This is a genomic window from Flagellimonas nanhaiensis (genome assembly GCF_003382275.1).
GTDB classification, from domain to species: Bacteria; Bacteroidota; Bacteroidia; order Flavobacteriales; family Flavobacteriaceae; genus Flagellimonas; species Flagellimonas nanhaiensis.
In genome coordinates, this window is the sequence record NZ_QTJX01000003.1 from 362003 (window position 1) to 387442 (window position 25440).

A 25440-nucleotide genomic window follows, 5' to 3' on the forward strand; every position below is an offset into this window, starting at 1 on the left:
ATTTGTTCGTTGTTTACCGAAGCTTTGCGTAGTCAAGCTTAAAACTGTGCCTATAACATTACCAACTCTTCCATTTTCCCTACATTTAAGTCATCAAATCAAATAAGCCAAACCCATTACATTGAAGATAGTCTCTCAAATAAGGGAACCCATAGAACAGGAAATGAAACTTTTTGAGGAAAAGTTTCATAAGTCCATGTCTTCCAAGGTAGCATTGTTCAATAGGATCACCTATTACATTGTAAACAGAAAGGGTAAGCAAATGCGTCCAATGTTTGTGTTCCTTACTGCCAAACTGCTTAACGGTGAGGTCAATGAAAGAACATATTGCGGAGCTTCCATCATTGAACTCATACACACGGCAAGCCTGGTCCATGATGATGTAGTGGATGATAGCCATAAACGTAGAGGATTTTTTTCCATCAACGCATTATGGAAGAATAAAATAGCGGTTTTGGTGGGCGACTTTCTTTTCTCGAAAGGGGTTTTGGTTGCCTTGGAAAACAAAGATTACGATTTGTTGCATATTATTTCCGATGCGGTAAAGGATATGAGCGAAGGAGAGCTGTTGCAGATTGAAAAGGCTCGACTGTTGGACATTACCGAGGAGGTCTACTACGATATCATAAGACAAAAAACGGCTACTTTGATCGCAGCCTGCTGTAGCATGGGAGCCTGTTCAGTAAAACCAGACTCTGAAGAAGTGGAAACATTTAGGAGGTTTGGTGAACTCTGTGGAATGGCTTTCCAGATAAAGGATGATCTTTTTGACTACGGAGCCGAGCAAATAGGAAAGCCTACAGGAATTGATATTAAAGAACAAAAAATGACCCTTCCATTGATTTATGCCCTAAATCAGAGCAACAAGGAAGAAAAACGATGGCTTATCAATTCCATCAAAAAGCACAATAAAAACAAAAAAAGGGTAAAGGAGGTCATTGCTTACGTAAAAGAAAAGGGTGGATTGGAATATGCTGTGGCAAAGATGCTCCAGTTTAAAGATGAAGCCTTGGCTATATTGGATAATTACCCCGACTCGGCCTATAAAAGTTCCCTTACCTTAATGGTCAATTACGTCGTAGACCGAAAAAAATAACCAATTTTTGGTATTTTTTCTGCATAATAATAATTCAGGCAACTTTTCCGGCTCTAGGAGCGTCTTCATATATAGAAACAGACCAAAGCACTTTTGAAGATTATACCCGTATACTATAACGAAAATGATTTGATCAAAAAGTCCTTGAAGGGCGATTCGCATGCGCAAAAAATGTTATACGATCGGTTCTCTCCCAAAATGTTGAGCATTTGTAGGCAATACATTAAGGATGTCCAATTTGCGGAGGATGTAATGATCAATGGCTTTGTAAAGGGTTTCAATAAACTGGATTCATTTGGTCATAAAGGAAGCTTTGCAGGGTGGCTTAGGACCATCATGGTAAGGGAATGCATATCATTTTTACGGAAGAAACAATTTGTGGTCTATGATGATGAGGTATGTCAGTCCCAACCCAAGGAATTGGATAATAGGGAAAGTTTATTGGATATGGAGTATGCCCAATATTTGATCGATTCACTTCCCGAAGGATACAAGATGGTATTTCTGTTATATGCCATTGAGGGTTATAAACACCATGAAATATCCGAAATGCTGAAAATATCAGAAGGAACGTCCAAGTCACAATTGTTCAAGGCCCGTAAAATGCTCCAAGAAAACCTGAAACTTAAAGGGATGTCTCCCAAGGTTAAATCGAGGGATTAAAAGGTAGAAGTATGGAAAAGTTGGAAAAGCACATCAAAGAAAAACTGGAGAAACGAGAGATCGTACCTTCCGCAGGCTCATGGGAGAAAGTATCTTCCCAGATAAATACAAAAGGAAAAAGTTCAAGAAAAGGCTGGTACCTGTATGTTGCAGCGGCAGTTTTTGTAGGGATACTTTTGATTTCTTCGCTGATTTTTAAAGATGATAACCCTATAGAAGAGTCTGTAGAGATTGTAAATGAAAATGAACAGCCAAAGGACAGGGGTACATCTAAAAATGAGAATGTGGATTTTGAAAATTCCCCTTCCGAAGCGGTTGTCGTAACAGAATCAAAAGAAAAATCGGGAAATCAAACCATTGAAGATGTGGTGGCCTCTGAGAATTTTTCAGAGGTTGAAGCAGTGAAAGTCGCAGTGAATCAAGATAAGGAAGAGTTTTTGTTGACCGAATCTGAAGATTTAATACAAGAAAAAATCCAAGAGGTTATAGCTCAAGTACAGATTCTTGAAAGCAGCAGCATCGAAGTGAGTAATGCTGAAGTAGATTCCCTGTTGAGGGCCGCACAACAACAGATTCTTACAGAAAAAGTATTGGCCAAAGATGGAAATGTGGATGCCATGGCCCTTTTAGCTGAAGTGGAAGACGAACTAAATGGTTCATTCAAAGAAAAAATCTATAAAAAACTAAAGGAACGGTACTTCAAAACGCGAACAGCCTTGGCCGACCGAAACAATTAATTTATTCATCAATCAAGAACGCTTTTTGCTTTTCCTCTCCTATAGGGAGAGGGGAGGTAAAAGGGATAAGACCAAAAACAGACATGAGATCAATCACACAGTATTTAGCGGTAGTACTAGTAATATTTATATCGCAAAACGTCTTGGGACAGGAGAAGTACGAACGCCAGATTGAACGGCTCAATGCCCAAAAGGAAAACATAGAGATTCAAGAAAAGCAAGCCCTAAAGCAAGAAGTGAAGGATATTAACCGTCGCATGGAAAAAGGTGACCTAACTCTTGCGGAAGCCAAACTTTTAAAGGCTGAAGTAGCCAAAAAAAGAGCTTTGAACATTGAAGAGCGAATTGCGATAATTGACAATAAGATCTCTTTACTTCAGAGAAATGAAGGAAAATTGATCGAAGTTGATAGTCTAAGTAAAGATGAAAAGTTCGCTTTGGAATTGGACAATGATGATGATTTTATATTCGGAATACATGTTTCCCGTAGGAACAGGAATGTGAAATATGATAAAAAAACATATTCAGATCTGGTTTTGGCTTTTGGGCTCAACAATGCACTGATTCATGGAGAGTCTTTTGCCGATTCACCATATAAATTTTTTGGAAGCCGTTTTTTTGAAATAGGCTATGCATGGAATACGAGGGTTTTTAGAAATAAAGGATGGCTGCGTTTTAAATATGGTTTTTCCTTTCAGTTTAATGGTTTGAAGCCCACGGAGAATCGCTTTTTTGATGTTGATATAGATGAATTTGGAATTCGAAGAGTGAATTTGACCACATTGCCCGATGAAAACGGTGAACCTAGAGAGCTGTTTAAATCAAAGTATAGGATGGATAGTTTTATTATTCCCCTGCATTTAGAGTTTGGAGAGGCCGAAAAGAAAGAATACGGAAATTACACCAGATTTGATAAGCATAACAATTTCAAATTTGGTATTGGTGGGTACTTCGGATTCAACTATTCAAACCGTCAGAAAGTGTTTATAGCCAGTAGAAAAGATTTATTGGCCACTTATGCAACCGGAAACAATTCCCAAAATAGAAGAACAATCTTTGGATTAAGTAGTTATGCTGGTTTCGGGGATATGTCTTTGTATTTCAAATACGAACTGACACAAATCTTTGATGGACCTTCAGTTAAACAGAACAATGTTTCCTTGGGCCTTCGGTTCGATTTATAATGCACGTTCCATTTCTGGGGTAAATTCCTCTTTGTAATAGACCCGTTTGCAATGTGAACATTCAGCATAGCTCACATTTTTAAGGGTAAAAATGGGAATCCAGAACACATGGGCATAATTGGGCTGGGAAACTGCGGTCAAGGTATCTTTTTGATGACAATGTGGGCATGCGGCCCCATGCAGTTTCTTGGTTTCCTTTTTGCCGGGTCTTGTACCGAAGAATAAAATCATGTGGATTAAGTATGGTATAAAGATACTGGATTACATCATTTTTCAAGAAGTGCATCCAGCAGACATTTTTTTGAGGTGTCCCTCCAACCTGCTTTGTATTCACGGTCTACAAAGTAGACTATAAGGTCCGCTTTGTAGTCTCGATCCACAAAGAAGACCTCAATCTCAGCCTTGTAGTCCCGATCAGTAAAAAACCAAAGTCCATTATTCCCGTCTGCATTGTAATCAGAGCTTACCTTGTATACTAAAAGGTCTGCTTTATAGTCTCTGTCTGTTTCAAATACGTTAATATCTGATTTATAATCGGCATCAACACTGAAAATTTGTTGGGACATTAATGATTGCGTAAGCAATAATATGACAAAAGTTGAGAGTATATTTTTCATTATGATTTAGAAATAGATTTGGTATTTTTCTTCTCTGATACTTCAAGTGTTTGATAAACAATAAAAGTGCCAAATATTTATTGGGCCATTGTTATTTGCTTGACAGAACCTTGTTTTTATTTACCTTTAAAGGCTACTTAATAAATCGCATTGATTTCAAAAACCACCATAGATCAAGTATATGAAACCGCTCGGGTAGAGGAGGTGATTGGAGACTTTGTACAGTTAAAAAAGTCGGGATCCAATTTTAAGGGTTTGAGTCCATTCACCGATGAGCGTACCCCTAGTTTTATGGTGTCTCCGGTAAAACAAATTTGGAAAGACTTTAGTAGCGGAAAAGGTGGAAATGTGGTGGCCTTTTTAATGGAGCACGAACATTTTACCTATCCCGAGGCAATCAAGTATTTGGCCAAAAAGTACAATATTGAAATTGAGGAAACGGAGCAGACCGACGAACAAAAGGAACAGGCCAATGAAAGGGAAAGTATGTACCTGGTTTCGGAATATGCCCAAAAGTATTTCTCCAACACGCTTTGGGAAACCGAACCTGGCAAGGCCATAGGACTGACCTATTTTAAAGAAAGAGGTTTCACTGACGAGACTATCAAAAAATTTGGACTGGGATATAGTTTAGATGAATGGGAAGCGTTCACCAAGGCTGCGCAAAAAGAGGGGTATCAGTTGGAGTTTCTGGAAAAGACCGGGTTGACCATAGTGAAAGAACAAGCGGGTGGCGAAACCAGAAAGTTTGACCGATTTAAAGGTAGGGTTATGTTTCCAATCCACTCTATGAGTGGCCGTGTGCTTGGTTTCGGTGGACGGATACTGATCAATGATAAAAAAGCGGCAAAATATTTAAACTCTCCTGAAAGTGAAATTTATCACAAGAGCAAAGTGCTCTATGGAATTTATTTTGCCAAACAGGCCATTGCCAAGGAGGATAACTGCTATTTGGTTGAAGGGTATACGGATGTTATCCAGATGTATCAAAGGGGTGTTGAAAATGTAGTTTCTTCTAGCGGAACGGCATTGACCCCGGAGCAAATCCGATTGATCAATCGTCTTACCAAAAACATTACCGTACTTTTTGATGGGGATGCTGCCGGTTTGCGGGCCTCACTTCGAGGGATAGACCTTATTTTGGAACAGGGCATGAACGTAAAGATCTGCACTTTTCCCGAAGGAGAAGACCCAGATAGCTTTTCCAAGAACAACACCTATGAAGATTTGATTCTGTACCTGGAAGAAAATACCAAGGATTTCATACAGTTCAAAACTTCACTTTTGGCCGAAGAGGCGGCCAATGACCCAATAAAACGAGCCGATACCATACGAGATATCGTAAACAGTATCAGTAAGATTCCGGATAGGATCAAAAAGGAAGTGTACATTCAAGAGTGCGCCAAGATTATGCAGATTTCGGAGGAAGTACTGTACAATACCTTGGCTCAAATCGATAAAAAACAGGTTGCGGACACCAACAAAAGACTGAAGCAGGAGCAGAAGGCTTTTGAGGTGGTGAAAAATGAACCGGTTGAGAAGGTAGATGTACAATACCAATTGGAGAGGAAGATTATTGAAATGCTCTTGCTCTATGGGAACTCAAAGCAAGAGTTTGAAGATTTGGTGCTTAAGGAAAATGATGAGGGTGAGCTGGTTTTGGAACCGGAAATTGTTGAAGCACGGGTGTTTGAAAAAGTTTTTCTGGATTTGCAGGAAGATGAGATTGAACTGTCCAATAAACAGTTCAGGGATATTTATTACAAACTGATTGAAGACTTGAACGAGAAGGAAGATTTTACCATAAACTCCTTTTTGTCAAAGCTGGATCAAGAAATGATTCCCGAAGTATCTTCCATTTTAATGGAAGATGAACAATATGAACTTCATGACTGGGAGCGGAAGGACATCTATCCAAAAGAAAAGGGGCTTGGAGTTGCCCAGTTGGTTGGTGAGACCATACTGAGTTTGCGCTGTAACTTGATTAAAAACCGTATTCAAAAATTACAGGAGCGTACCCAGGATAATAATGGGGACAACTCCGAGGTTTTGGAAGAGATCGTAAACTACCTACAGTTGAACAAGTTGTTGAACGCCAAATTGAACCGCGTACTTTCTTAAAACAAAAAATCCCGGGATAACCCAGGATTTAAAGTGTTGTGAATGTAAGAATTTAGTACAGTTCCAAAGCTTTGGCCTGCTGTAACAAATCTACTAGATTGTCCACGTTCAACTTTTTCATCAAACGGGCTTTGTAGGTACTTACAGTTTTTTCGTTCAAGTTTAAGCCTTCGGCAACTTCTTTGTTTCTTTTTCCGCTGGCCAATAACTTTAATACTTCCACTTCTCTAGAAGAAAGTTTTCTAAAGAATCTTCGAGGTTTTTGTGTTCCTTCATCAAAGGCCAATCTTTGGGCAAGCTCATTGGTAATGAACATATTGCCTTCGCTGACCTTTTTTACGGCGCCAACAATGTAATCTAGGTCCGCATTTTTTGATAAGTAGCCGTAAGCACCTGCTCTAATGGTGCTCAATGCATAGACGTCTTCAGACTGTCCGCTGTACATCAAGGTTTTTACATTAGGGAACTCTTGCTTCATTTTGCGCAAGGTGGCTATTCCGTTAATCTCTGGAATATCCATTTCCAGAATCACTACGTCAGGGGTAACCTTTTCCAAAGCCTCAAAAAGTTCTGTAGTCGTGGAAACATCGGCAATAATCTCGATATCTGAGCTTGATTCGAGCACCTGCTTTATTCCAAGTCGAACTATGGGATGGTTGTCGGCTATTAATACTTTAATCATTCGGTTTGAGTTTTGTTTAGTACTTAATTACTTACACAACACAGCTGGCAAGATAACAATTTGGAGACGTAAAACTGTAATTTTTTTCTTAAAACCACAGTTTTTTTGGGGTTTTTTTCGTTTTAAACTGGGGTTTTTCGGTCAAAAGGTTATTTAAGATGTGCGGGAATTTCACAAATTGGTATAGGAATCATCTTATGTTTATTGGCAGAGTTGAACCTTTTATAGATGTCAAAAACCTCTTTTTCCCTTCCTGAAAAGTCTTCTGAACCCTTGCCTTGGTCAGCCATGTCCATAGCCCATTCCAATTCTGGATAGGATGCCCCAATTTGATCTTCGTCCGTTCTACTGTCTCCCCAAAGACCATCTGTAGGAGGTGCGTCCATAATATCCTGGTTTACCCCCATAGTCTTGCCCAGTTCATAAACTTCTGTTTTTACCAAGTCAGCAATTGGACTTAAATCTACACCTCCATCCCCATATTTAGTGTAAAAACCAATGCCGAAATCTTCTACCTTGTTACCGGTGCCGGCAACCAGATATCCTTTTAAAGCCGCAAAATAGTAGAGAGTGGTCATGCGCAATCTGGCGCGAGTATTGGCAAGTGACATAAACCTATCTTCTTCGTTCTCTACCTTAGGTAAGGAAGCAACCAAACTATCAAAAACTGGAGTTAGATTCACAGGTTGGCGTTTTACGTTAGGAAAGTGTTCCATCAACCAATTAATATGTTTATCTGCTCGTGTAACTTGATTTTCTCCTTGATGTATTGGCATTTCTATACATAAAAGGTCCAGCCCTGTCTTGGCACAAAGGGTTGAGGTGACGGCAGAATCAATTCCGCCTGAAACACCGATCACAAAACCGTTGCATTTGGCGTTTGTGGCATAATCTTTCAACCATTCAACAATATGGGCTATTACCTTTTCAGTTTGCATACCTTACTTTTTAGATTCAATAAATTACCTTTGTGGGCTATAAATTTAAACGCTGCTACCTTAAAAATGAAGAGGTTGACAAAATACTTTATCAAACCACCATTGGCTTCCATGTTTTTTCTTGCACTACTTGTGTTTTCTTCTTGCGAAGAGAGGGATAAAACAGCTTCCGAAATAGAAAAAATCCCTATTGATTTGGTTGTTTCCAGGTTTGATAAAGAGTTTGCAAATGCCAAACCTTCAGACATTCCAAAGTTGAAATTAACCTATCCGTATCTATTTCCAGAGCAGTTCTCTGATAGTATTTGGTTCGATAAACTTATGGATACCGTTCAAATAGAACTTTCAAATGAAGTTGATGCCGCTTTTGGCAATTTTGAAAAAGAAGAAGAGGACCTACGGTCACTTTTTCAACATATCAAATACCATTTTCCCAGTTTTAAACCACCCAAGGTGGTTACCCTTACTTCGGATGTTAGGTATGCGGATAGGGTAATCCTTACAGATACATTGTTGTTATTGGGTCTGGACAACTATCTGGGAAAGGACCATCATTTTTATAGGAGTATCCAAAAATATGTTGCGGCAGAACTGGATAAAAAGTATTTAACCTCTGATGTAGCCAGCGCCTTTTCGAAGAAGATATTGCAATACCCAAGGAACCGTACCTTTCTTTCAAGAATGGTCTATTATGGAAAGGAGTTATATCTCAAAGACAAATTGCTCCCTTTGGTATCGGATGGGCAAAAAATAAGATATAGCGAGGAACAAATGGATTGGGCCCAGGCCAATGAAGAACAGATTTGGCGCTATTTTGTAGAAAGGGAATTATTGTATAGCACAGATTCAAAATTGGATAGACGTTTCTTGGATCCCGCTCCCTTTTCAAAATTCCAATTGGAATTGGACAATGAATCTCCAGGACGTTTGGGACGATATATGGGATGGCAGATTGTTAGGGCATTTATGGAAAAGAATGATATTGCCCTAACACAATTACTGGATGTTCCAGCAGACGAAATTCTTAAAAAATCAAATTATAAACCAAAAAGATAGATGGCAGTAGCACATACTTCAGAAATAAAATTGACAGTTGGACTTGATGAAAATCGAGTACCTGAAGAATTGAACTGGACAGCGCAGGATGGTGGTGTTGAAAACGAAGAAGCCAAGGCCATGATGCTTTCCGTGTGGGATAGCAAAAATAGGGAATCCCTAAAAATTGATTTGTGGACCAAGGATATGCCGGTGGATGAAATGAAAATCTTCTTTCATCAAACCCTGGTAACCATGGCGGATACATTTATGAAGGCAACCCAAGATGAAAAGATGACCGCTACCATGAAGGATTTTTGCGATTATTTCGCAGAAAAGCTGGAATTAAAGTAATTTTTGGCTAATCCAGAGGTTGATTTGGTCTATTGAATTGGGATTTTTCCTCTCCCCGTAAGTTCAAGTTTCGCTCAATTTTGTCCTTAGTGGGGTATTGCAATGCTAAATAGAGGACCAAAATGCCTGCAATTAATAAATAGGCAAGGTTCTGGGTGTTGAAAAACGCCACTGCCCCAAAAATTGCTGGTCCCTCCAACAATGCATATTTTATAATGGATGCTGATTGGTAACGAGCCAATTTCTGTCTCAGACTGTCCTTGCTCGGAATCTTTTTGATGAGTTGTCTGAATATAAAATCGCTCAAGAAAAGTCCACTTATGGCAAAAACCGGGACCACTATTAAAAAAACATCTTCCGTATCATTAAAACTGAAATGGGTCTCTTTGCTTTGAAAATAAAATATACCTCCGATGAGAGTCGGGCCTGCCAAAAGTGCTATGTGAAGAATGGATAGTGTTCTGATGAATCCGGAAGGTGTAAACTTTACCGATTGTTCCATAAAATTGAATTGCTGTATAAAGAAAAAGAAAAATTCGACAAAATAGATAAATCTTGACCGAAGAGGGCTTAGATTAAGTTGTCAACTAAAAGAATTAAAGCAGAATCAATGCAGAGACTAGTATTTGTTTATAACGCTGAATCTGGAATCAGGAATGCAATTTTGGATAGTATCCACAAGGCTTTTAGTCCATCTACCTATCAGTGCGGCCTTTGCAGCATTACTCATGGATTGGTTGGAGAGAATCAAGAGTGGAAAAAGTTTAGGGAGCAGGGCGCGTATCAAATGGAATTTTTGCACAAAGATGAATTTCAGAAAAAATATGCAAGCAAATTTGGTCACAAGTTTATCTTTCCAATTATACTTACCGAAGGTAAAAGAGGTTTGGAAGTGTTGATTTCTGACAAAGAGCTTGAAGAAATAAAGACCTCAAAAAACTTGATATCCTTAATCAATAAAAGAATGAATCAAGAAGAAGATGAGAAAAACTCTTGATTGATGTCTCCAATATAGTTCAACAATTCTTCGCGGCCCATATGTTGCGATGAAGATGTAATGAAATGGGGAGGAACTTCCTCCCACACACCATCCAGCAATTTTTGTAAATAGGCGTTGGCCTGCTTCTCAACTAAATTGGGTTTCAGTTTGTCCGCTTTGGTAAAAACAATGGCAAACGGAATTTGATTTACACCCAGCCACTCCATAAATTCCAGGTCAACGGGTTGGGGATCGTGGCGGATATCCACCAAAACAAAACCACTGACCAGTTGTTTCCGCTTTAGGAAGTATTCCGTTATGTATTTCTGAAAAGTTTTTTTGTCCTTTTTGGAGACACGTGCGTATCCATATCCGGGAAGATCCACCAAAAACCAGTTCTTGTTGATTCTAAAATGGTTGATGAGTTGTGTTTTGCCCGGTCTTCCAGAAGTCTTGGCCAGACCTTTTCTATCCACCAACATGTTGATCAAAGATGACTTTCCAACGTTGGAACGCCCTATGAAAGCATATTCTGGCAGTGGCTCGTTGGGACATTTGGCCACGTTGGAATTGCTCATGACAAATTCCGCAGAAGTGATTTTCATACTCAGAAATTACGTTGGGCCAACCAGGCCTCCAAAATAACATTGAATTCCTCTGGATGTTCCATCATGGGAGCGTGGCCGCATTCGGGAATCCAAAACAAGTCCGAATCCGGTAAAAGCTCATGAAACTCCTTGGCTACGTTGGGTGGGGTCACAGTATCATTTTCTCCCCAGATTATACAAGTGGGCGTATTCATGTGGGGCAGGTCCTTGGACATGTTGTGCCTAATGGCACTTTTTGCAATAGCAAGTGTCTTTACCAACTTCATTCTATCGTTAACAGTGGCAAACACTTCGTCTACAATCTCTTTTGTGGCGACCTCCGGGTCATAAAAAACCTCTTGGGCTTTCTTTTTTATGAATTCATAGTCCCCTCTTTTGGGATAACCATCACCCATGGCACTTTCATAAAGTCCAGAACTTCCGGTTATTACCAAGGCTTTTACTTTTTCAGGAAACATCTTGGTATGCAACAGGCCAATATGGCCTCCCAGAGAATTCCCCAAAAGAATGACGTCCTCTAAACCTTTGTACTCAATAAATCCCTCTAAAAATTTGGCAAAATTCTTTACCGTGGTCTTGAGCATGGGCATGTCATAGATGGGAAGCTCGGGAATCAATACTTTATATCCTTTGGATGGAAAATATTCCGAAACTCCCTGAAAGTTACTCAACCCGCCCATAAGACCATGCAGTATGATCATGGGGGTGCCTTCTCCTTCTTCTATGTATCGGTATTTTCCTTCCTCGATAATATGTTCTTCCATCTATTAGCTAGTTGGTCTTAAGACGGCAAATATAGGCAATTAAGATCACACGATTTTTAGGTTTTGCAGGTCAATACAATAGGATTTTATCCCAACACATATCTGGGCATTTGACCGCTCTGTACTATTTCAGATAAGTTTTATCGATTAAAATCCGTTTTTCATCCGAAAAGTGGAGAATTTATCAACAAATGTGGGTTTATGTGGAGAAATGTGGAAATAAAATCTATATATTTGAGTTGTATTAAGTAACCAATTGATTTCTAGTGACCCATATCATCGGACAACATGATTGTAAAGCTGATGCAAAAGGGAGGGTAATTCTACCCATATCTCTTAAGAATCAGTTGTTGCCTGTTTTGAACGATGGGTTTGTGATCAAGCGATCCGTTTTTCAGCAGTGTTTGGAGCTCTATCCCAAGCATGAGTTTGATGTTCTAATGCAAAAGGTGCTTAAGAAAAGTAAGATCAACAGAAAGTACGATGCTTTTGTGAGAAACTTTGTTGCCGGCATGAAAGAGGTGGTGATTGATGGTGATACTGGAAGATTTCAAATTCCTAAAAATTTAGTGGATTACGCAAAGATCGAAAAAGAAGTCGTGCTCAATGCAGTTTTTGATAAAATAGAAATCTGGAATAAGGACATGTACGAGAAGGTGCTCTCCGATAGTGAAAAGGACTATGCGGATTTAGCCGAAGAGATTTTTGCAGACGATGACTAGTCGATATCACGATCCAGTGCTGTTGCAGGAATCAGTAGATGGATTGAATATAAAAGAAGATGGGGTTTATGTGGATGTCACCTTTGGTGGCGGAGGACACTCCAGGGAGATATTGAAAAGATTGGGCAATGCAGGCAAGTTGTTTGCCTTTGATCAGGACGAGGACGCTTTGGCAAATGCAATTGATGACGAAAGATTTCAACTGATCAATCAAAACTTCAGGTATCTCAAGCAGTATTTAAAGTTCTATGGCATTCGGAAAGTTGACGGAATATTAGCCGATTTTGGGGTTTCTTCCCATCAATTTGATGAAGCAGAAAGGGGTTTTTCCATTCGTTTTGATGCAGAATTGGATATGCGAATGGACAGAAATAGCCAGTTATCTGCTTTTGATGTGGTGAATTCATATTCTCAAGAAGATTTGGCTTCGGTCCTATATCAATATGGCGAATTGCGCAATGCAAGGGCAATGGCCAAAGCAATATTAGGTGCAAGAGAAAGGAAACCCATTAAGACTACGGACCAGCTAAAGAAAGTTTTGGGTGAATTTCTGCCAAAGATGAAAGAGAACAAGATTTTGGCGCAGGTCTATCAAGCCATTAGGATTGAGGTCAATCAGGAAATTGAAGTGCTGAAAGAGTTTTTACTGCAAGTTCCTGATTTGCTCCATGAAGGGGGAAGATTGAGTTTGATCAGTTATCACTCCCTAGAGGATAGATTGGTCAAACGATTCATAAGGTCTGGCAAATTTGAAGGAGAACCAGAAAAGGATTTTTACGGGAACATAAATGTTCCCTTAAAAAAGGTGGGAGGATTGATAGTGCCGTCATCCGAGGAAATTACTAGGAACAATAGGGCACGGAGTGCCAAACTCCGCATTGCGGAACGCATATAAAAAACAAAGTGAAAAAAGGATTACTGGACATATTAAAAGGAAAGTTTTTGGTCAGTGGAGACGCGCCCAAAAACTGGATGTTTCTCTTGTTTGCCTCCTTCTTGGCAGCTTTGATGATTTCCAGTAGCCACAATGCGGACAAAAAAGTGCTTGAGATTGCCGCTTTGAACGAAGAGGTAAGAAAACTCAGAAGCGAGTTTGTAGAAGGTAGATCTGTTGTTCAGCAATTGAAATTGGAATCCACTTTGAGGCAATCTGTTGCTTCCCGTGGGTTGAAACCCTCCGAGAATCCACCTAAGAAAATCAAAGTAAAATCCGTTAAGTAGTGGCTATCTCCGAGAAAAATATCATGAATAGGCTGTATCTGGTAGCAGGGGGTCTTTTTGTTTTTGCCGTTGTGGTGGTGGTCAAGTTGGTAGATATTCAAATGATCAAAGGGGAGGATTATAAGGAACTTGCCCTGAACAAGACCGAGAAGATGTTTACCATAGAGCCCAATCGTGGAAACCTCTATTCAGATGATGGTAGTTTACTGGCGGCTTCGGTGCCAAAATATGAGATTCGGTTCGATGCCAAGACCGTTTCCGAAGAAAATTTCCAGGGACATGTTGCTGCACTCTCGGATTCCCTGGGCACTTTATTTAATAAACCGTCATCTTATTACAGGCAATTGTTCAGAAAAGCCAGAGCCAATGGTAATCGATATAAACTGGTAGCACGTAATGTGGACTACTTAGATTATGTGCGCATAAAGCAGTTCCCTCTTTTCTCATTGGGACCTTATAAAGGAGGATTCATTGAGACACATAGGGTGGTGCGGGAGTATCCGCTGGGTAAAATGGCTGCGCGAAGCATAGGCTACGAAAAAGTTGATGAAAACGGATATTATACCCGAGTTGGGTTGGACGGTGCCTTCGGTGAGCCATATCTAAGAGGTAAAGAAGGAAAGCGTCTAAAGCAAAAAATAGCCAAAGGGCAATGGAAGCCAGTTGGATTGGACAATATAGTTGAGCCACAAGATGGATTGGATGTTGTATCCACAATAGATATCAACATTCAGGACATAGCACATCATGAGCTGTTGGCCCAACTGGAGAAGTATAAGGCCGATCATGGATGCGTTGTGGTGATGGAAACCAAAACCGGAGAGATTAAGGCCATTTCCAATTTGGGTAGGACATCCGAAGGAAAATACTATGAAAAACTCAACTATGCGGTAGGGGAATCCCACGAACCGGGTTCAACTTTTAAGTTGATGTCCTTGGTTGCCGCTTTGGAAGATAAAGTCATCGATACCAGCTCGGTGATTGATACAGAAAAAGGAAGGTACCGAATTTATGATAGAGTGGTCAAAGATTCCAAATGGGGTGGTTATGGAAAGGTCTCGGTATCCGAAGCCTTCGCAGTGTCATCAAATACGGCCTTTGCCAAAATCATTCATGAAAACTATAAGGAGAATCCGGAAAAGTACGTGAATCGATTAATGAACATGGGTCTCCATAAAAAATTAGACCTCCCCATTATTGGTGAGGGAAAACCAGTAATCAGGTATCCAGGGGATAAAGGTTGGTCAGGAATTTCACTTGGGTGGATGTCTCATGGATATGAAGTTTCCATGACGCCAATGCAGACACTGGCTTTCTACAATGCCATAGCCAACGATGGAGAATTTGTTAAGCCAAGGTTGATAAAAGAAGTTAGGGAAGGAAGCAAGATAATTACCAAGTTTGACAAAGAAGTGGTAAACCCTTCCATATGCTCCGGTGAAACGGTCAAGAAAGTACAACAATTGATGAAGGATGTGGTGGAAAAGGATTATGGAACAGGTCATGCCATGTATTCCGAAAACTTTTCCATGGCCGGTAAAACAGGGACCTGTCAGAAAAACTATGTTGCCAAAGACCCAGACAAGCTGGCATACATTTCTTCTTTTGCAGGATACTTTCCAGCTGACAACCCCAAATATTCCTGTATTGTAATTATCCATGAGCCAGATAAAAGTGTAGGGTATTATGGAGCCGATGTGTCAGGACCGGTATTTAAATCCATGGCGCAAAAAATTCATGCCATTTCACCTTTGGTGGATGAAGTAGAAGAAAAGGGTTTTGATGATACGCCACTGCTCGAAAACTATGAAAAGTACTACGCACATGCCCAGAAGAAGTACAATACAATACCCAATCTAAAGGGAATGAGCGGAATGGATGCCGTTTCGTTGTTGGAAAATTTGGGGATAACGGTGGAAGTGCGAGGCAATGGAAAAGTGAAGAATCAGTCCATTGAACAAGGAACCGATATAAAACAAGTAAAGAAAATAGTGCTGGAACTTTCATGAAGTTGTTGAAAGACATATTATTCGGGGTTGGACTATCTGCAGTGAGCGGAGACACCAATATTATGGTCAACCAAATCCATTTTGATTCCAGAAAAGTGGAAATGGACGATGTTTTTGTGGCCGTACGGGGAACTATTACCGATGGCCATCAATACATTCAAAAAGCTGTGGATGCTGGTGCAAAAGCAGTGGTCTGCGAGGAATTTCCAGAATTATTGGTTAATGGGGTCACTTATCTAAGAGTATCTGACAGTAACACGGCGTTGGCCATTATAGCCGCCAATTTTTTCGACAACCCTTCGAAAAACCTCAAACTTATTGGGGTCACAGGAACAAATGGTAAGACCACAGTCACCACATTGCTTTATCAGCTGTTTAAAAATGCAGGGTACAAAGTGGGGCTGTTGTCCACGATTAAGGTATTGGTAGATGAAAAGGAATACAAGGCAACACATACAACTCCGGATGTATTGACCATCAATCAGCACTTGGCCAATATGAACTCCAATGGGGTAGAATTCTGTTTTATGGAGGTGAGCTCGCACGGAATCCATCAAAAGAGATCAGAGGGGTTGCAATTTGCTGGAGCCATCTTTACCAATTTGTCCCATGATCATTTGGACTACCATAAAACCTTTGCAGAATATCGGGATACCAAAAAGAAACTTTTTGATGACCTTCCTAAATCCGCTTTCGCCTTGGTGAACATAGATGATAAGAATGGTAAGGTCATGCTTCAGAATACCAAGGCTAAAAAATACAGCTACGCACTAAAATCATATGCAGATTTTAGGGCCCAGATTTTGGAGAAACAATTTAACGGACAGTTGTTGAAAGTGGAGGACAATGAACTATGGTCCAAGCTTATCGGAGACTTCAATGCCTACAATATACTGGCGATTTATGCCACCGCGGATATTCTGGGATTGGAAAAAATGGAGATTCTCAGGTTGATCAGTGAGTTGGAAACCGTTGATGGAAGATTTCAATATTTTATTTCGAAAGAGAAGATTACAGCTATTGTTGATTATGCCCATACACCGGATGCGCTAAAAAATGTATTGATTACCATCAATGCATTGAGGACTGGAAATGAAAACGTCATCACCGTAGTGGGGTGTGGTGGTGATCGTGACAAGTCTAAGCGTCCGGTTATGGGTCATATCGCTTCAGAGATGAGCAATCAGGCCATCTTTACATCAGATAACCCAAGAACAGAGTCCCCTACAACAATTATTGAGGAGATGGAAGCTGGTGTAGAACCTCAAAATGTTAGAAAAGTACTTTCTATAGAAAATAGAAAACAAGCTATCAAGACCGCTTGTAAACTGGCCTTGGCAAATGATATCATTCTTGTGGCGGGAAAAGGCCATGAAACTTATCAGGAAACCAATGGTAAGCGTGTTGACTTTGATGATTTTAAAGAAGTTAAAGAAGCATTGGCGAGCTTAAACAAATAGGTTAAACTATGTTGTATTACTTGTTTGAATATTTAGAAAAACAATACCAACTGCCTGGAGCGGGATTATTTCAGTTCCTTACATTCCGTGCAGCTATGTCCGTGTTGCTATCCCTTTTGATAGCCATGGTCTATGGTAAGCGGATTATACTTTTCCTTCAGAAAAAACAGATTGGAGAAAGTATCCGAGACCTAGGCTTGGAAGGGCAACAACAGAAGGCAGGGACGCCAACTATGGGTGGATTGATCATTATTATGTCCACTTTGTTACCTGTGATACTGTTCGCCGATATCAAAAATATTTATGTAGTACTCCTGATCATTACCACTATTTGGATGGGAATAATTGGGTTTGTGGATGACTACATCAAAATCTTTAAAAAAGATAAAAAAGGACTAAAGGGAAGGTTCAAGGTCATGGGCCAGGTGGTCTTGGGATTGATAGTGGGAGTTGTCCTCTATTTTCATCCAGAAGTAACGATAAAAGAAAAAGATACCACTCGGATTACTGAGGATTTTCAGGTGGTAGAAGTTTTTGGCCAGGAAATGAAGGCGGTGAAAACCAATGTGCCCTTCATGAAGGATAATGAGCTTGATTATGCCGATTGGATTTCTTGGGCTGGTGAAGGAATGACCGACTATGCATGGTTAATTTTTATTCCTGTTGTGATTTTTATCATTACAGCGGTGTCCAACGGTGCCAACCTTACCGATGGTATAGATGGCCTGGCCGCGGGTTCTTCCGCAATCATCGTACTAACGCTGGGAATTTTTGCCTGGGTTTCGGGGAATATTGAGTTTTCCGATTATCTGGACATTTTTTATCTGCCCAGAGTGGGGGAGTTGGTGGTTTTTATAGCCGCTTTTGTAGGTGCTTTGGTCGGATTTCTTTGGTACAATGCCTACCCTGCTCAAGTATTTATGGGAGATACGGGAAGTTTGACCATTGGCGGGGTTATAGCGGTAATTGCCATTATTGTTCGTAAAGAATTGTTGATTCCGATCCTATGCGGAATCTTCTTTGCCGAAACCCTTTCGGTCATGTTGCAGGTGAGCTATTTCAAACGTACTAAAAAGAAGTATGGAGAAGGAAGGAGATTGTTCTTGATGGCGCCTTTACACCATCATTACCAAAAGAAACTCTATCACGAGAGTAAAATAGTTACCCGGTTCTGGATTATTGGAATTTTACTGGCAATCATCAGTATTGTCACCCTAAAAATTCGATAGATGGACCGATTGGTGGTACTTGGAGGGGGAGAAAGTGGCGTGGGTACTGCCATTTTGGGAAAACAAAAAGGATTTGAAGTCTTTGTCTCGGACAAAGGAGAAATAAAAGAAGAATACAAAAAAGTTCTTGAACATTTTGAGATTGAATGGGAGTCGGGGAAGCATACCGAAGCCAAAATTTTGAATGCCAATGTAGTCATGAAAAGCCCTGGAATTCCGGACAAGGTTCCTTTGGTACAGCAACTGGTCAGCAAGGGAATTTCGGTAATTTCTGAGATTGAATTTGCTTCCAAATATACCAATGCCACCATTGTTGGAATTACGGGAAGCAACGGAAAGACCACTACCACCATGTTGACCTATCATCTTTTAAAAGATGGGGGATTACATGTAGGCATGGCCGGGAACATTGGTGATAGCTATGCCAAAATGGTTGCTGAAAACGATTATGATGAATATGTATTGGAAATCAGCAGTTTTCAATTGGATGGTATAACGGAATTCAAGCCAAAAGTGGCCGTTATAACAAACATTACCCCCGATCATTTGGACCGATATAATTACAAGTTTGAAAATTATATCGCTTCAAAGTTTCGCATAGCCATGAATCAGGATGAAAGTGACTACTTGATTTATGACGTAGATGACGAAGTGATTCGAGAATGGCTAAAAAAACACCCAGTTCAATCCAAATTACTCCCTTTCTCCTTAAAGGAGAAACAGGAACAAGGAGCTTGGTTGGAAAATGGAACAATTAAACTAAAAGTAGAACATAAAACCTTGGAAATGAGCACTGATATTTTGACACTAGAAGGTCAGCACAATGTAAAGAATACCATGGCAGCCGGTTTGGCGGCATTGTTGGTGAATGTAAGAAAGGAAACCATACGCAAGAGTATCCAGACATTCCAAGGGGTGCCCCACAGATTGGAAAAAGTTCTGAAGATCAACCATGTGGAATACATCAACGATTCTAAAGCCACCAATGTAAATGCAACATTTTATGCGCTTGAAGGAATAAAAAGGCCAATTGTTTGGATAGCCGGAGGAGTAGATAAAGGCAATGATTATTCAGAGTTGATGCCCTTGGTAAGGGAAAAGGTGAAGGCTATCATCTGCTTAGGAATGGATAATTACAAGTTAAAGGAGGCTTTTGGTAATGTGATTGACCTTATGGTGGAGACCTATTCCATGGATGAAGCCATTAAAGTGGCTTATAAAATATCAGAAAGAGGAGATTCTGTCCTGCTCTCACCTGCATGTGCCAGTTTTGATCTTTTTGAAAATTATGAGGATAGGGGAAATCAATTTAAAGAGGCTATTAAAAAATTATAGGCAGCATGCTGGCAGTATTTAAAAATTTGAAAGGAGACAAGGCTATTTGGGGCGTGGTTGCCCTATTGGCCCTTTTCTCATTTTTGCCAGTATACAGTGCAAGTACCAATTTGGTATATGTAAATGACGATGGTACCACAATTGGGCACCTGATCAAACATGCAGTGCTTCTTTTTCTTGGGTTTGGAATAATCTACGCTGTACACAGGATACCTACACATTATTTCAAGGGACTTTCCATTATTGCCATGCCCATTGTTCTCATTCTTTTGGCCTATACACTAACCGTGGAGACCGAAATTGGAGGCGTAACTGCCAATAGGTGGATCAAGATTCCTTTTGTGGGGGTCAATTTTCAAACCTCTACTCTCGCTTCAGTAGTGTTGATGATATGGATTGCGAGGTATTTGACTAAAATAAAGGACATCAAGATAACTTTTAAAGAAAGCATTTTGCCATTGTGGTTACCGACCGCTTTGGTGGTGCTCTTGATTTTGCCTGAAAACTTTTCCACTGCTGCCATCATTTGCTTTTTGGTATTGGTGCTTTGTTTTTTAGGAGGATATCCACTGAAGTATTTGTTTGCCATGGTGGCAACCGGAGCAATATTGGCAAGTATGTTCCTGTTTGTGCTTTTTAAAGCACCGGAAGTATTGCCCCAACGTGCAGGTACATGGAAATCAAGGATTGAAACCTTTTGGAGTCCCGAAAAGGCCGAAAAGGATGATTTACATCAGTTGACCTTGGCCAAAATCGCAATTGCTGAAGGAGGAATAGTAGGTAAGGGTGCCGGAAAAAGTGTAATCAAGAACATGCTTTCCCAGAGTACCTCAGATTTCATATTTGCTATTATCATTGAAGAATATGGACTGTTGGGAGGTGGAGCGCTGTTGTTCTTCTATCTATTGCTGTTGTTTAGGATAGTGGTGGTGGCAAACTCTGCAAAAACCGTTTTTTCAAAGCTTTTGGTCATAGGAGTTGGATTGCCCATCGTTTTTCAGGCATTCATCAACATGGCGGTAGTGGTGCAATTGTTTCCGGTAACCGGTCAGCCGTTGCCTTTGATCAGTATGGGAGGAACATCCATTTGGATGACCTGTATGGCAATCGGAATTGTTCTGAGCGCCAGCAACAAAAAAGAAAATTTAGAGGAGGAATCCTACGAAATAGATGAAACCAACCCTTTAGAAGTATTAAGTGGACAGATATAGGTTTATACTTTCAGGGGGAGGTACAGGAGGACATATTTATCCGGCTATTGCAATAGCCAATGAGTTGAAAAAGAGGCACCCAGATGCCGAGTTTCTGTTTGTTGGAGCCAAGGATAAAATGGAAATGGAAAAAGTGCCACAGGCTGGATATAAGATAAAAGGCTTGTGGATAAGTGGAATACAAAGGAAACTGACATTGAAAAATCTCATGTTTCCATTAAAACTGATCAGTAGTTTGTTAGGAGCACGCAAAATAGTGAAGCAATTTAAACCTGATGTTGCCATCGGAACGGGAGGCTTTGCCAGCGGTCCACTTTTAAGGATGGCAGCTGGAGCTGGGATTCCCTGCGTGCTGCAAGAACAGAACTCTTTTGCAGGGATTACCAACAAGCTATTGGCAGGGAAGGCCAAGAAGATATGTGTGGCCTATGATGCCATGGAGCGATTTTTTCCTAAGGAAAAGATTGTAAAGACGGGCAATCCTGTTCGGATGGATTTGGTTGACCTGAAATCCGATAAAGCCGAAGCGCTTGATTTTTTTGGATTGGACAAAGGCAAACAGACCGTGCTGATTTTGGGCGGAAGTCTAGGTGCCAGACGAATCAACCAATTGATCGAGAAGGAACTGGAATTTTTCCAGAACATGGGATTGCAAGTATTGTGGCAATGTGGCAAGCTCTATTATGAAGATTATAAAAAATACAATTCAGATACGGTAAAAGTGCTCGCCTTTGTGAATAGAATGGACTTGGCCTATATCGCTTCGGATGTAATTATTTCAAGGGCTGGGGCAGGATCGGTATCGGAGCTCTGCCTAGTGGGGAAACCAGTGATTTTTATTCCTTCACCCAATGTTGCAGAAGATCATCAGACTCAGAACGCACAGGCATTGGTATCAAAGAATGCGGCTCTAATGTTGAAGGAAAACGAGCTAGATCAAGAATTCGAAGCTAGTTTTTCCAAATTGATGGAATCTTCCAAGATTCAAAATGAACTGAGCGAGAATATTAAGAAGTTGGCCATGCCAAAGGCTACGGAACATATCGTTGATGAAATTGAAAAATTATTGAAATGAATCTAAAGGACATCCATAACGTCTATTTTATTGGTATAGGTGGAATTGGTATGTCTGCTTTGGCCCGATATTTTAAATATATCGGCAAAGAGGTTGCTGGGTATGATCGAACTCCTTCCCCAATTACTAATGAACTCATCGAAAAAGGCATTCCGGTGCATTTTGAAGATGCTGTGGACAGAATTCCCAAGGTTTTTACCCAACAAGGAACCTTGGTTGTCTACACCCCGGCAGTACCATCCACTCATTCTGAATTAAAATATTATCAGGATAACAATTTCCCGGTCAAAAAACGATCGGAAGTATTGGGAATCATAACCCGGGATACTTTTTGTTTTGCGGTTGCTGGAACCCACGGAAAAACCACTACATCCTGTATTCTGGCCCACTTGCTCAAAGAAAGTGAAGTGCCATTCACTGCATTTTTAGGTGGGGTATCGGAGGATTTCAACAGCAATTTTGTGCTGGAAGGAACCAAATATTCGGTAGTGGAAGCTGATGAATTTGATCGCTCGTTTTTACAGCTTTCGCCAAATGTTGCCTGCATCACCTCTATGGATGCGGATCATCTCGATATATATGGGACCAATGAAGAGTTGCAACAATCTTTCCACGACTTCACTGGAAAAATCAAATCCGGGGGAAAACTTTTTGTGAAGAAAGATCTCCCGGTGGAAGGAATAACTTTTGGCATTGAGGATGGCTCGGATTATCGGATAGAAAATATAGAAATTGAACAAGGAACCTACATATTTGACCTGGTCACACCTTCGGAGGTATTGAGACATATTCGTTTCAACAAACCTGGAAGACACAATTTGCTCAATGGATTAGCTGCTTTTGCCATGGCGGTGCAAACAGGCTCCCCACCACACCGCTTGGCCAAGGCTTTGGAGACTTTTAAAGGGGTGCAGCGCAGGTTCTCCTACCAAATTAAAGAAAGGGACTTTGTGTTTGTGGATGATTATGCCCATCATCCAACCGAGATAAATGCCGTTTACCAGGCAATCAAGGAGATGCATCCCAATGAAAAAATAACAGCGGTTTTTCAACCACACTTGTTTTCAAGGACCAAAGATTTTGTAGACGATTTTGCAGCTAGCTTGTCTCAATTTGATGTGGTTCTGTTGTTGGAGATCTATCCGGCAAGGGAGGAGCCCATAGAGGGGGTTACATCTGCCTGGTTATTGGATAAAATTGAAAACCCAAAAAAGAAGTTGATTTCAAAATCAAATCTTATTGAAGAAATAAAAAATTGTAAAACAGGAGTTTTGGTCACCATGGGCGCAGGAGATATTGGATTGGAAGTGCCAAAAATCAAAAAAGAATTGGCCTATGCAAGTTAATTGGAACTATATAAAACTGGCTCTTTTGTCTATTTCAGTAGTGGGCCTCTATGGTTTTGCGGACCATCGGAGCAAGAACAGGGAAATAGGTGATATTACGGTTAAATTTTTGGGAGACAACAACTTGTATTTAACAGAAGATGCAGTTAATAAATTGTTAATACAAAATTACGGCACCGTAAAAAATAGGCCCAAAGAACAGTTAGTTTTGAATACCATAGAGGAGGTTATTCTATCCAACGAAATGGTAAAAAATGCCCAGGTCTATTTTACTGTAAACGGGGAACTTATCTCTAAGATTGTTCAGCGTAAACCCATTGGAAGAGTTGAGGGAGTCTCTAAATTTTATTTGGATGATACAGGACAGCGCATGCCTTTGTCCAGACATCATTCTGCAAGAGTCCCCATAATAACTGGAGAAATAACGGGCAAGACCCTTGAGGATGCCTATGTTATTCTGGATTATATCAATGAAGATGATTTCCTTAGGAAAAATGTCATTGGTATACACATTGAAGAGGAAGGAAAATACCAGCTTAGGTTTCGAATGGAAAACTTTGTGGTGAATTTGGGAGGGATTGATAACCTGAACGCGAAGTTTAAAAACTTTATGGCGTTTTATGCCAAAGCTGCCAAGGACAATTCTTTGGAAGATTATGCAATAGTGAGTTTAGAATTCAACAATCAAGTGGTTTGCACCAAAATATAAAGTATGGAACAAGGTAATTATTCAGTTGGATTGGATATAGGAACCACCAAGATCGTAGCAATCATTGGTAGGGAAAACGAATATGGAAAAATTGAGATCCTTGGAACAGGAAAGTCCAAGAGCCTTGGTGTGCACCGAGGAGTAGTCAACAATATTACACAAACCATTTCCTCCATTCAACAGGCAGTGGAACAGGCGGAGGTCAATTCTGGCTTAAAAATTGGTTCCGTGGTTGTGGGTATTGCCGGACAGCACATCAGAAGTCTTCAACACAGTGACTACATTACCAGGCCAAACTCGGAAGAGGTTATAGACGAAGACGACCTGGATAAGCTTTGCAACCAGGTTTATAAGCTGGTCATGCTTCCCGGAGAAGAAATTATTCATGTATTGCCGCAGGAGTACAAAGTAGATGGTCAATCAGAGATCAAAGAACCCAAAGGAATGTACGGTGGTCGTTTAGAGGCCAATTTTCATGTTGTGGTAGGGCAAGTGTCATCCATCAAGAATATTGGCAGATGCATCAAAAGCGCAGGATTGGATCTAGGAAACATCACTCTTGAGCCTTTAGCTTCCGCAGAAGCCGTTTTGAGTCAGGAAGAAAAAGAGGCAGGTGTCGCCCTTATCGACATAGGTGGTGGAACCACGGATTTGGCCATATTCAAGGACGGCATTATTCGCCATACTTCGGTAATACCTTTTGGCGGCAATGTCATTACAGAAGATATCAAAGAAGGATGTTCCATTATAGAAAAGCAGGCTGAGTTATTAAAAATAAAATTTGGTTCGGCATGGCCAGGTGAGAACAAGGACAACGAAATTGTTTCCATTCCCGGATTACGTGGAAGAGAGCCCAAGGAAATCACGCTAAAAAACCTTTCAAAAATTATCCACGCAAGAGTTGTTGAAATCGTGGAGCAGGTCTATGTTGAAATCAAAAATTATGGGCATGAAGATCAAAAGAAAAAATTGATTGCGGGAATAGTGCTCACAGGAGGCGGAAGCCAATTGAAACACTTGAAACAACTGGTAGAATACATTACCGGTATGGACACCAGAATAGGATATCCCAATGAACATTTGGCCGGAGACTCGGATGAGGAAGTTGCAAGTCCTTTGTATGCCACTGCAGTGGGGCTATTGATGAATGCCGTGGAATCCAAAAAGAGAAACTTGATTATAGAGGAAGAGGTTGTACACGAAGACGAAAATGTGTTGGTGGGACAAGAGCAGATGGCAGGGTCAACTACAATCTCCAATAAAGAACGAAAATCCATTTTTGACAAATGGTCCGAAAAGTTGAAGGACTTTTTGGACAACGCTGAATAATATAACCCCATTAAAC

At 40.4% G+C, this 25440-nt stretch carries 27 protein-coding genes; 20 read left to right on the forward strand and 7 right to left on the reverse strand.

Going from position 1 to position 25440, the window contains the following annotated elements; genetic code table 11:
* Positions 1–121 precede the first annotated feature (121 nt).
* The 4 genes from DX873_RS14510 (at position 122) to DX873_RS14525 (ending at position 3680) form a co-directional block, all read left to right on the forward strand.
* Positions 122–1096, forward strand: a complete 975-nt coding sequence (locus tag DX873_RS14510; RefSeq protein ID WP_116185189.1) for a polyprenyl synthetase family protein — start codon at positions 122–124, stop codon at positions 1094–1096.
* A gap of 93 nt (positions 1097–1189) precedes the next feature.
* Positions 1190–1759, forward strand: a complete 570-nt coding sequence (locus tag DX873_RS14515) for an RNA polymerase sigma factor (protein WP_116185190.1) — start codon at positions 1190–1192, stop codon at positions 1757–1759.
* 11 nt (positions 1760–1770) lie between these two features.
* Positions 1771–2496, forward strand: a complete 726-nt coding sequence (locus DX873_RS14520; protein WP_116185191.1) for a hypothetical protein — start codon at positions 1771–1773, stop codon at positions 2494–2496.
* An 83-nt stretch (positions 2497–2579) separates the two neighbouring features.
* Positions 2580–3680 (forward strand): hypothetical protein, encoded by a 1101-nt coding sequence (locus DX873_RS14525; RefSeq protein ID WP_116185192.1) that lies wholly within the window; start codon positions 2580–2582, stop codon positions 3678–3680.
* Here DX873_RS14525 and DX873_RS14530 read toward each other — a convergent pair.
* A complete protein-coding gene (locus tag DX873_RS14530) occupies positions 3675–3911 on the reverse strand; it encodes a zinc-ribbon domain-containing protein (protein WP_116185193.1) in 237 nt (78 codons plus the stop codon). The genes DX873_RS14525 and DX873_RS14530 overlap by 6 nt on opposite strands.
* 35 nt (positions 3912–3946) lie before the next feature.
* Positions 3947–4246: a 7(1) septoil knot domain-containing protein gene (locus DX873_RS14535; protein ID WP_232520948.1), complete on the reverse strand. Its 300-nt coding sequence runs from the start codon at positions 4244–4246 to the stop codon at positions 3947–3949.
* A gap of 201 nt (positions 4247–4447) precedes the next feature.
* On the opposite strand from DX873_RS14535, the gene dnaG reads away from it, so the two are divergent.
* The gene (gene dnaG / locus DX873_RS14540) at positions 4448–6418 is read left to right on the forward strand and encodes a DNA primase (protein WP_116185195.1); all 1971 of its coding nucleotides are present in this window, start codon (positions 4448–4450) and stop codon (positions 6416–6418) included.
* 52 nt (positions 6419–6470) lie between these two features.
* On the opposite strand, the gene DX873_RS14545 is transcribed toward dnaG, so the two are convergent.
* Both DX873_RS14545 and nadE read right to left on the reverse strand, forming a co-directional pair.
* Entirely contained in the window at positions 6471–7100 is a 630-nt protein-coding gene (locus tag DX873_RS14545) for a response regulator (protein WP_116185196.1), read from the reverse strand.
* Positions 7101–7249: 149 nt separating this feature from the next.
* On the reverse strand, positions 7250–8038 hold the full coding sequence (gene nadE, locus DX873_RS14550; RefSeq protein ID WP_116185197.1) for an NAD(+) synthase: 789 nt from the start codon (positions 8036–8038) through the stop codon (positions 7250–7252).
* A gap of 66 nt (positions 8039–8104) precedes the next feature.
* Between nadE and gldB the strand changes: the two genes are divergently transcribed.
* Both gldB and gldC read left to right on the forward strand, forming a co-directional pair.
* On the forward strand, positions 8105–9094 hold the full coding sequence (gldB, locus tag DX873_RS14555; protein WP_116185277.1) for a gliding motility lipoprotein GldB: 990 nt from the start codon (positions 8105–8107) through the stop codon (positions 9092–9094).
* The gene (gene gldC / locus DX873_RS14560) at positions 9095–9427 is read left to right on the forward strand and encodes a gliding motility protein GldC (RefSeq protein WP_116185198.1); all 333 of its coding nucleotides are present in this window, start codon (positions 9095–9097) and stop codon (positions 9425–9427) included.
* Positions 9428–9434: 7 nt separating this feature from the next.
* Here gldC and DX873_RS14565 read toward each other — a convergent pair whose 3' ends face one another.
* Positions 9435–9929, reverse strand: coding sequence for a hypothetical protein (locus DX873_RS14565; RefSeq protein WP_116185199.1), 495 nt, complete (start codon positions 9927–9929; stop codon positions 9435–9437).
* A gap of 108 nt (positions 9930–10037) precedes the next feature.
* On the opposite strand from DX873_RS14565, the gene DX873_RS14570 reads away from it, so the two are divergent.
* Entirely contained in the window at positions 10038–10424 is a 387-nt protein-coding gene (locus DX873_RS14570) for a GTPase (protein WP_116185200.1), read from the forward strand.
* Here DX873_RS14570 and yihA read toward each other — a convergent pair.
* Both yihA and DX873_RS14580 read right to left on the reverse strand, forming a co-directional pair.
* A complete protein-coding gene (gene yihA, locus DX873_RS14575) occupies positions 10397–11011 on the reverse strand; it encodes a ribosome biogenesis GTP-binding protein YihA/YsxC (RefSeq protein ID WP_116185201.1) in 615 nt (204 codons plus the stop codon). The two genes, DX873_RS14570 and yihA, sit on opposite strands and share 28 nt — an antisense overlap.
* A 2-nt stretch (positions 11012–11013) precedes the next feature.
* Positions 11014–11778 (reverse strand): alpha/beta fold hydrolase, encoded by a 765-nt coding sequence (locus tag DX873_RS14580; RefSeq protein ID WP_116185202.1) that lies wholly within the window; start codon positions 11776–11778, stop codon positions 11014–11016.
* Positions 11779–12044: 266 nt separating this feature from the next.
* Here DX873_RS14580 and mraZ point away from each other — a divergent pair, with 266 nt between their 5' ends.
* The 12 genes from mraZ to ftsA are packed head-to-tail and all read left to right on the forward strand — an operon-like array spanning position 12045 to position 25424.
* The gene (gene mraZ, locus DX873_RS14585; protein WP_116185203.1) at positions 12045–12500 is read left to right on the forward strand and encodes a division/cell wall cluster transcriptional repressor MraZ; all 456 of its coding nucleotides are present in this window, start codon (positions 12045–12047) and stop codon (positions 12498–12500) included.
* The gene (gene rsmH, locus DX873_RS14590; RefSeq protein WP_116185204.1) at positions 12493–13395 is read left to right on the forward strand and encodes a 16S rRNA (cytosine(1402)-N(4))-methyltransferase RsmH; all 903 of its coding nucleotides are present in this window, start codon (positions 12493–12495) and stop codon (positions 13393–13395) included. Before mraZ ends, rsmH begins: the two co-directional genes overlap by 8 nt.
* A gap of 8 nt (positions 13396–13403) precedes the next feature.
* Positions 13404–13721 (forward strand): FtsL-like putative cell division protein, encoded by a 318-nt coding sequence (locus DX873_RS14595; RefSeq protein WP_116185205.1) that lies wholly within the window; start codon positions 13404–13406, stop codon positions 13719–13721.
* Positions 13721–15730, forward strand: coding sequence for a penicillin-binding protein (locus DX873_RS14600; protein WP_116185206.1), 2010 nt, complete (start codon positions 13721–13723; stop codon positions 15728–15730). Before DX873_RS14595 ends, DX873_RS14600 begins: the two co-directional genes overlap by 1 nt.
* The gene (locus DX873_RS14605; RefSeq protein WP_116185207.1) at positions 15727–17190 is read left to right on the forward strand and encodes a UDP-N-acetylmuramoyl-L-alanyl-D-glutamate--2,6-diaminopimelate ligase; all 1464 of its coding nucleotides are present in this window, start codon (positions 15727–15729) and stop codon (positions 17188–17190) included. The genes DX873_RS14600 and DX873_RS14605 overlap by 4 nt, the downstream gene beginning before the upstream one ends.
* An 8-nt stretch (positions 17191–17198) precedes the next feature.
* Positions 17199–18419 carry a phospho-N-acetylmuramoyl-pentapeptide-transferase gene (gene mraY, locus DX873_RS14610; protein ID WP_116185208.1) on the forward strand — a complete coding sequence of 407 codons (1221 nt, stop codon included), beginning with the start codon at positions 17199–17201 and terminating at the stop codon, positions 18417–18419.
* A complete protein-coding gene (gene murD, locus DX873_RS14615; protein ID WP_116185209.1) occupies positions 18420–19754 on the forward strand; it encodes a UDP-N-acetylmuramoyl-L-alanine--D-glutamate ligase in 1335 nt (444 codons plus the stop codon).
* Between the two features lie 5 nt (positions 19755–19759).
* A complete protein-coding gene (locus DX873_RS14620) occupies positions 19760–20965 on the forward strand; it encodes an FtsW/RodA/SpoVE family cell cycle protein (RefSeq protein WP_116185210.1) in 1206 nt (401 codons plus the stop codon).
* Positions 20952–22040 carry an undecaprenyldiphospho-muramoylpentapeptide beta-N-acetylglucosaminyltransferase gene (gene murG, locus DX873_RS14625; protein ID WP_116185211.1) on the forward strand — a complete coding sequence of 363 codons (1089 nt, stop codon included), beginning with the start codon at positions 20952–20954 and terminating at the stop codon, positions 22038–22040. Before DX873_RS14620 ends, murG begins: the two co-directional genes overlap by 14 nt.
* Positions 22037–23386 (forward strand): UDP-N-acetylmuramate--L-alanine ligase, encoded by a 1350-nt coding sequence (murC, locus tag DX873_RS14630; protein ID WP_116185212.1) that lies wholly within the window; start codon positions 22037–22039, stop codon positions 23384–23386. The genes murG and murC overlap by 4 nt, the downstream gene beginning before the upstream one ends.
* Positions 23376–24095 (forward strand): cell division protein FtsQ/DivIB, encoded by a 720-nt coding sequence (locus DX873_RS14635; RefSeq protein ID WP_116185213.1) that lies wholly within the window; start codon positions 23376–23378, stop codon positions 24093–24095. The genes murC and DX873_RS14635 overlap by 11 nt, the downstream gene beginning before the upstream one ends.
* Positions 24096–24098: 3 nt before the next feature.
* The gene (gene ftsA, locus DX873_RS14640) at positions 24099–25424 is read left to right on the forward strand and encodes a cell division protein FtsA (RefSeq protein ID WP_116185214.1); all 1326 of its coding nucleotides are present in this window, start codon (positions 24099–24101) and stop codon (positions 25422–25424) included.
* Positions 25425–25440 lie beyond the last annotated feature (16 nt).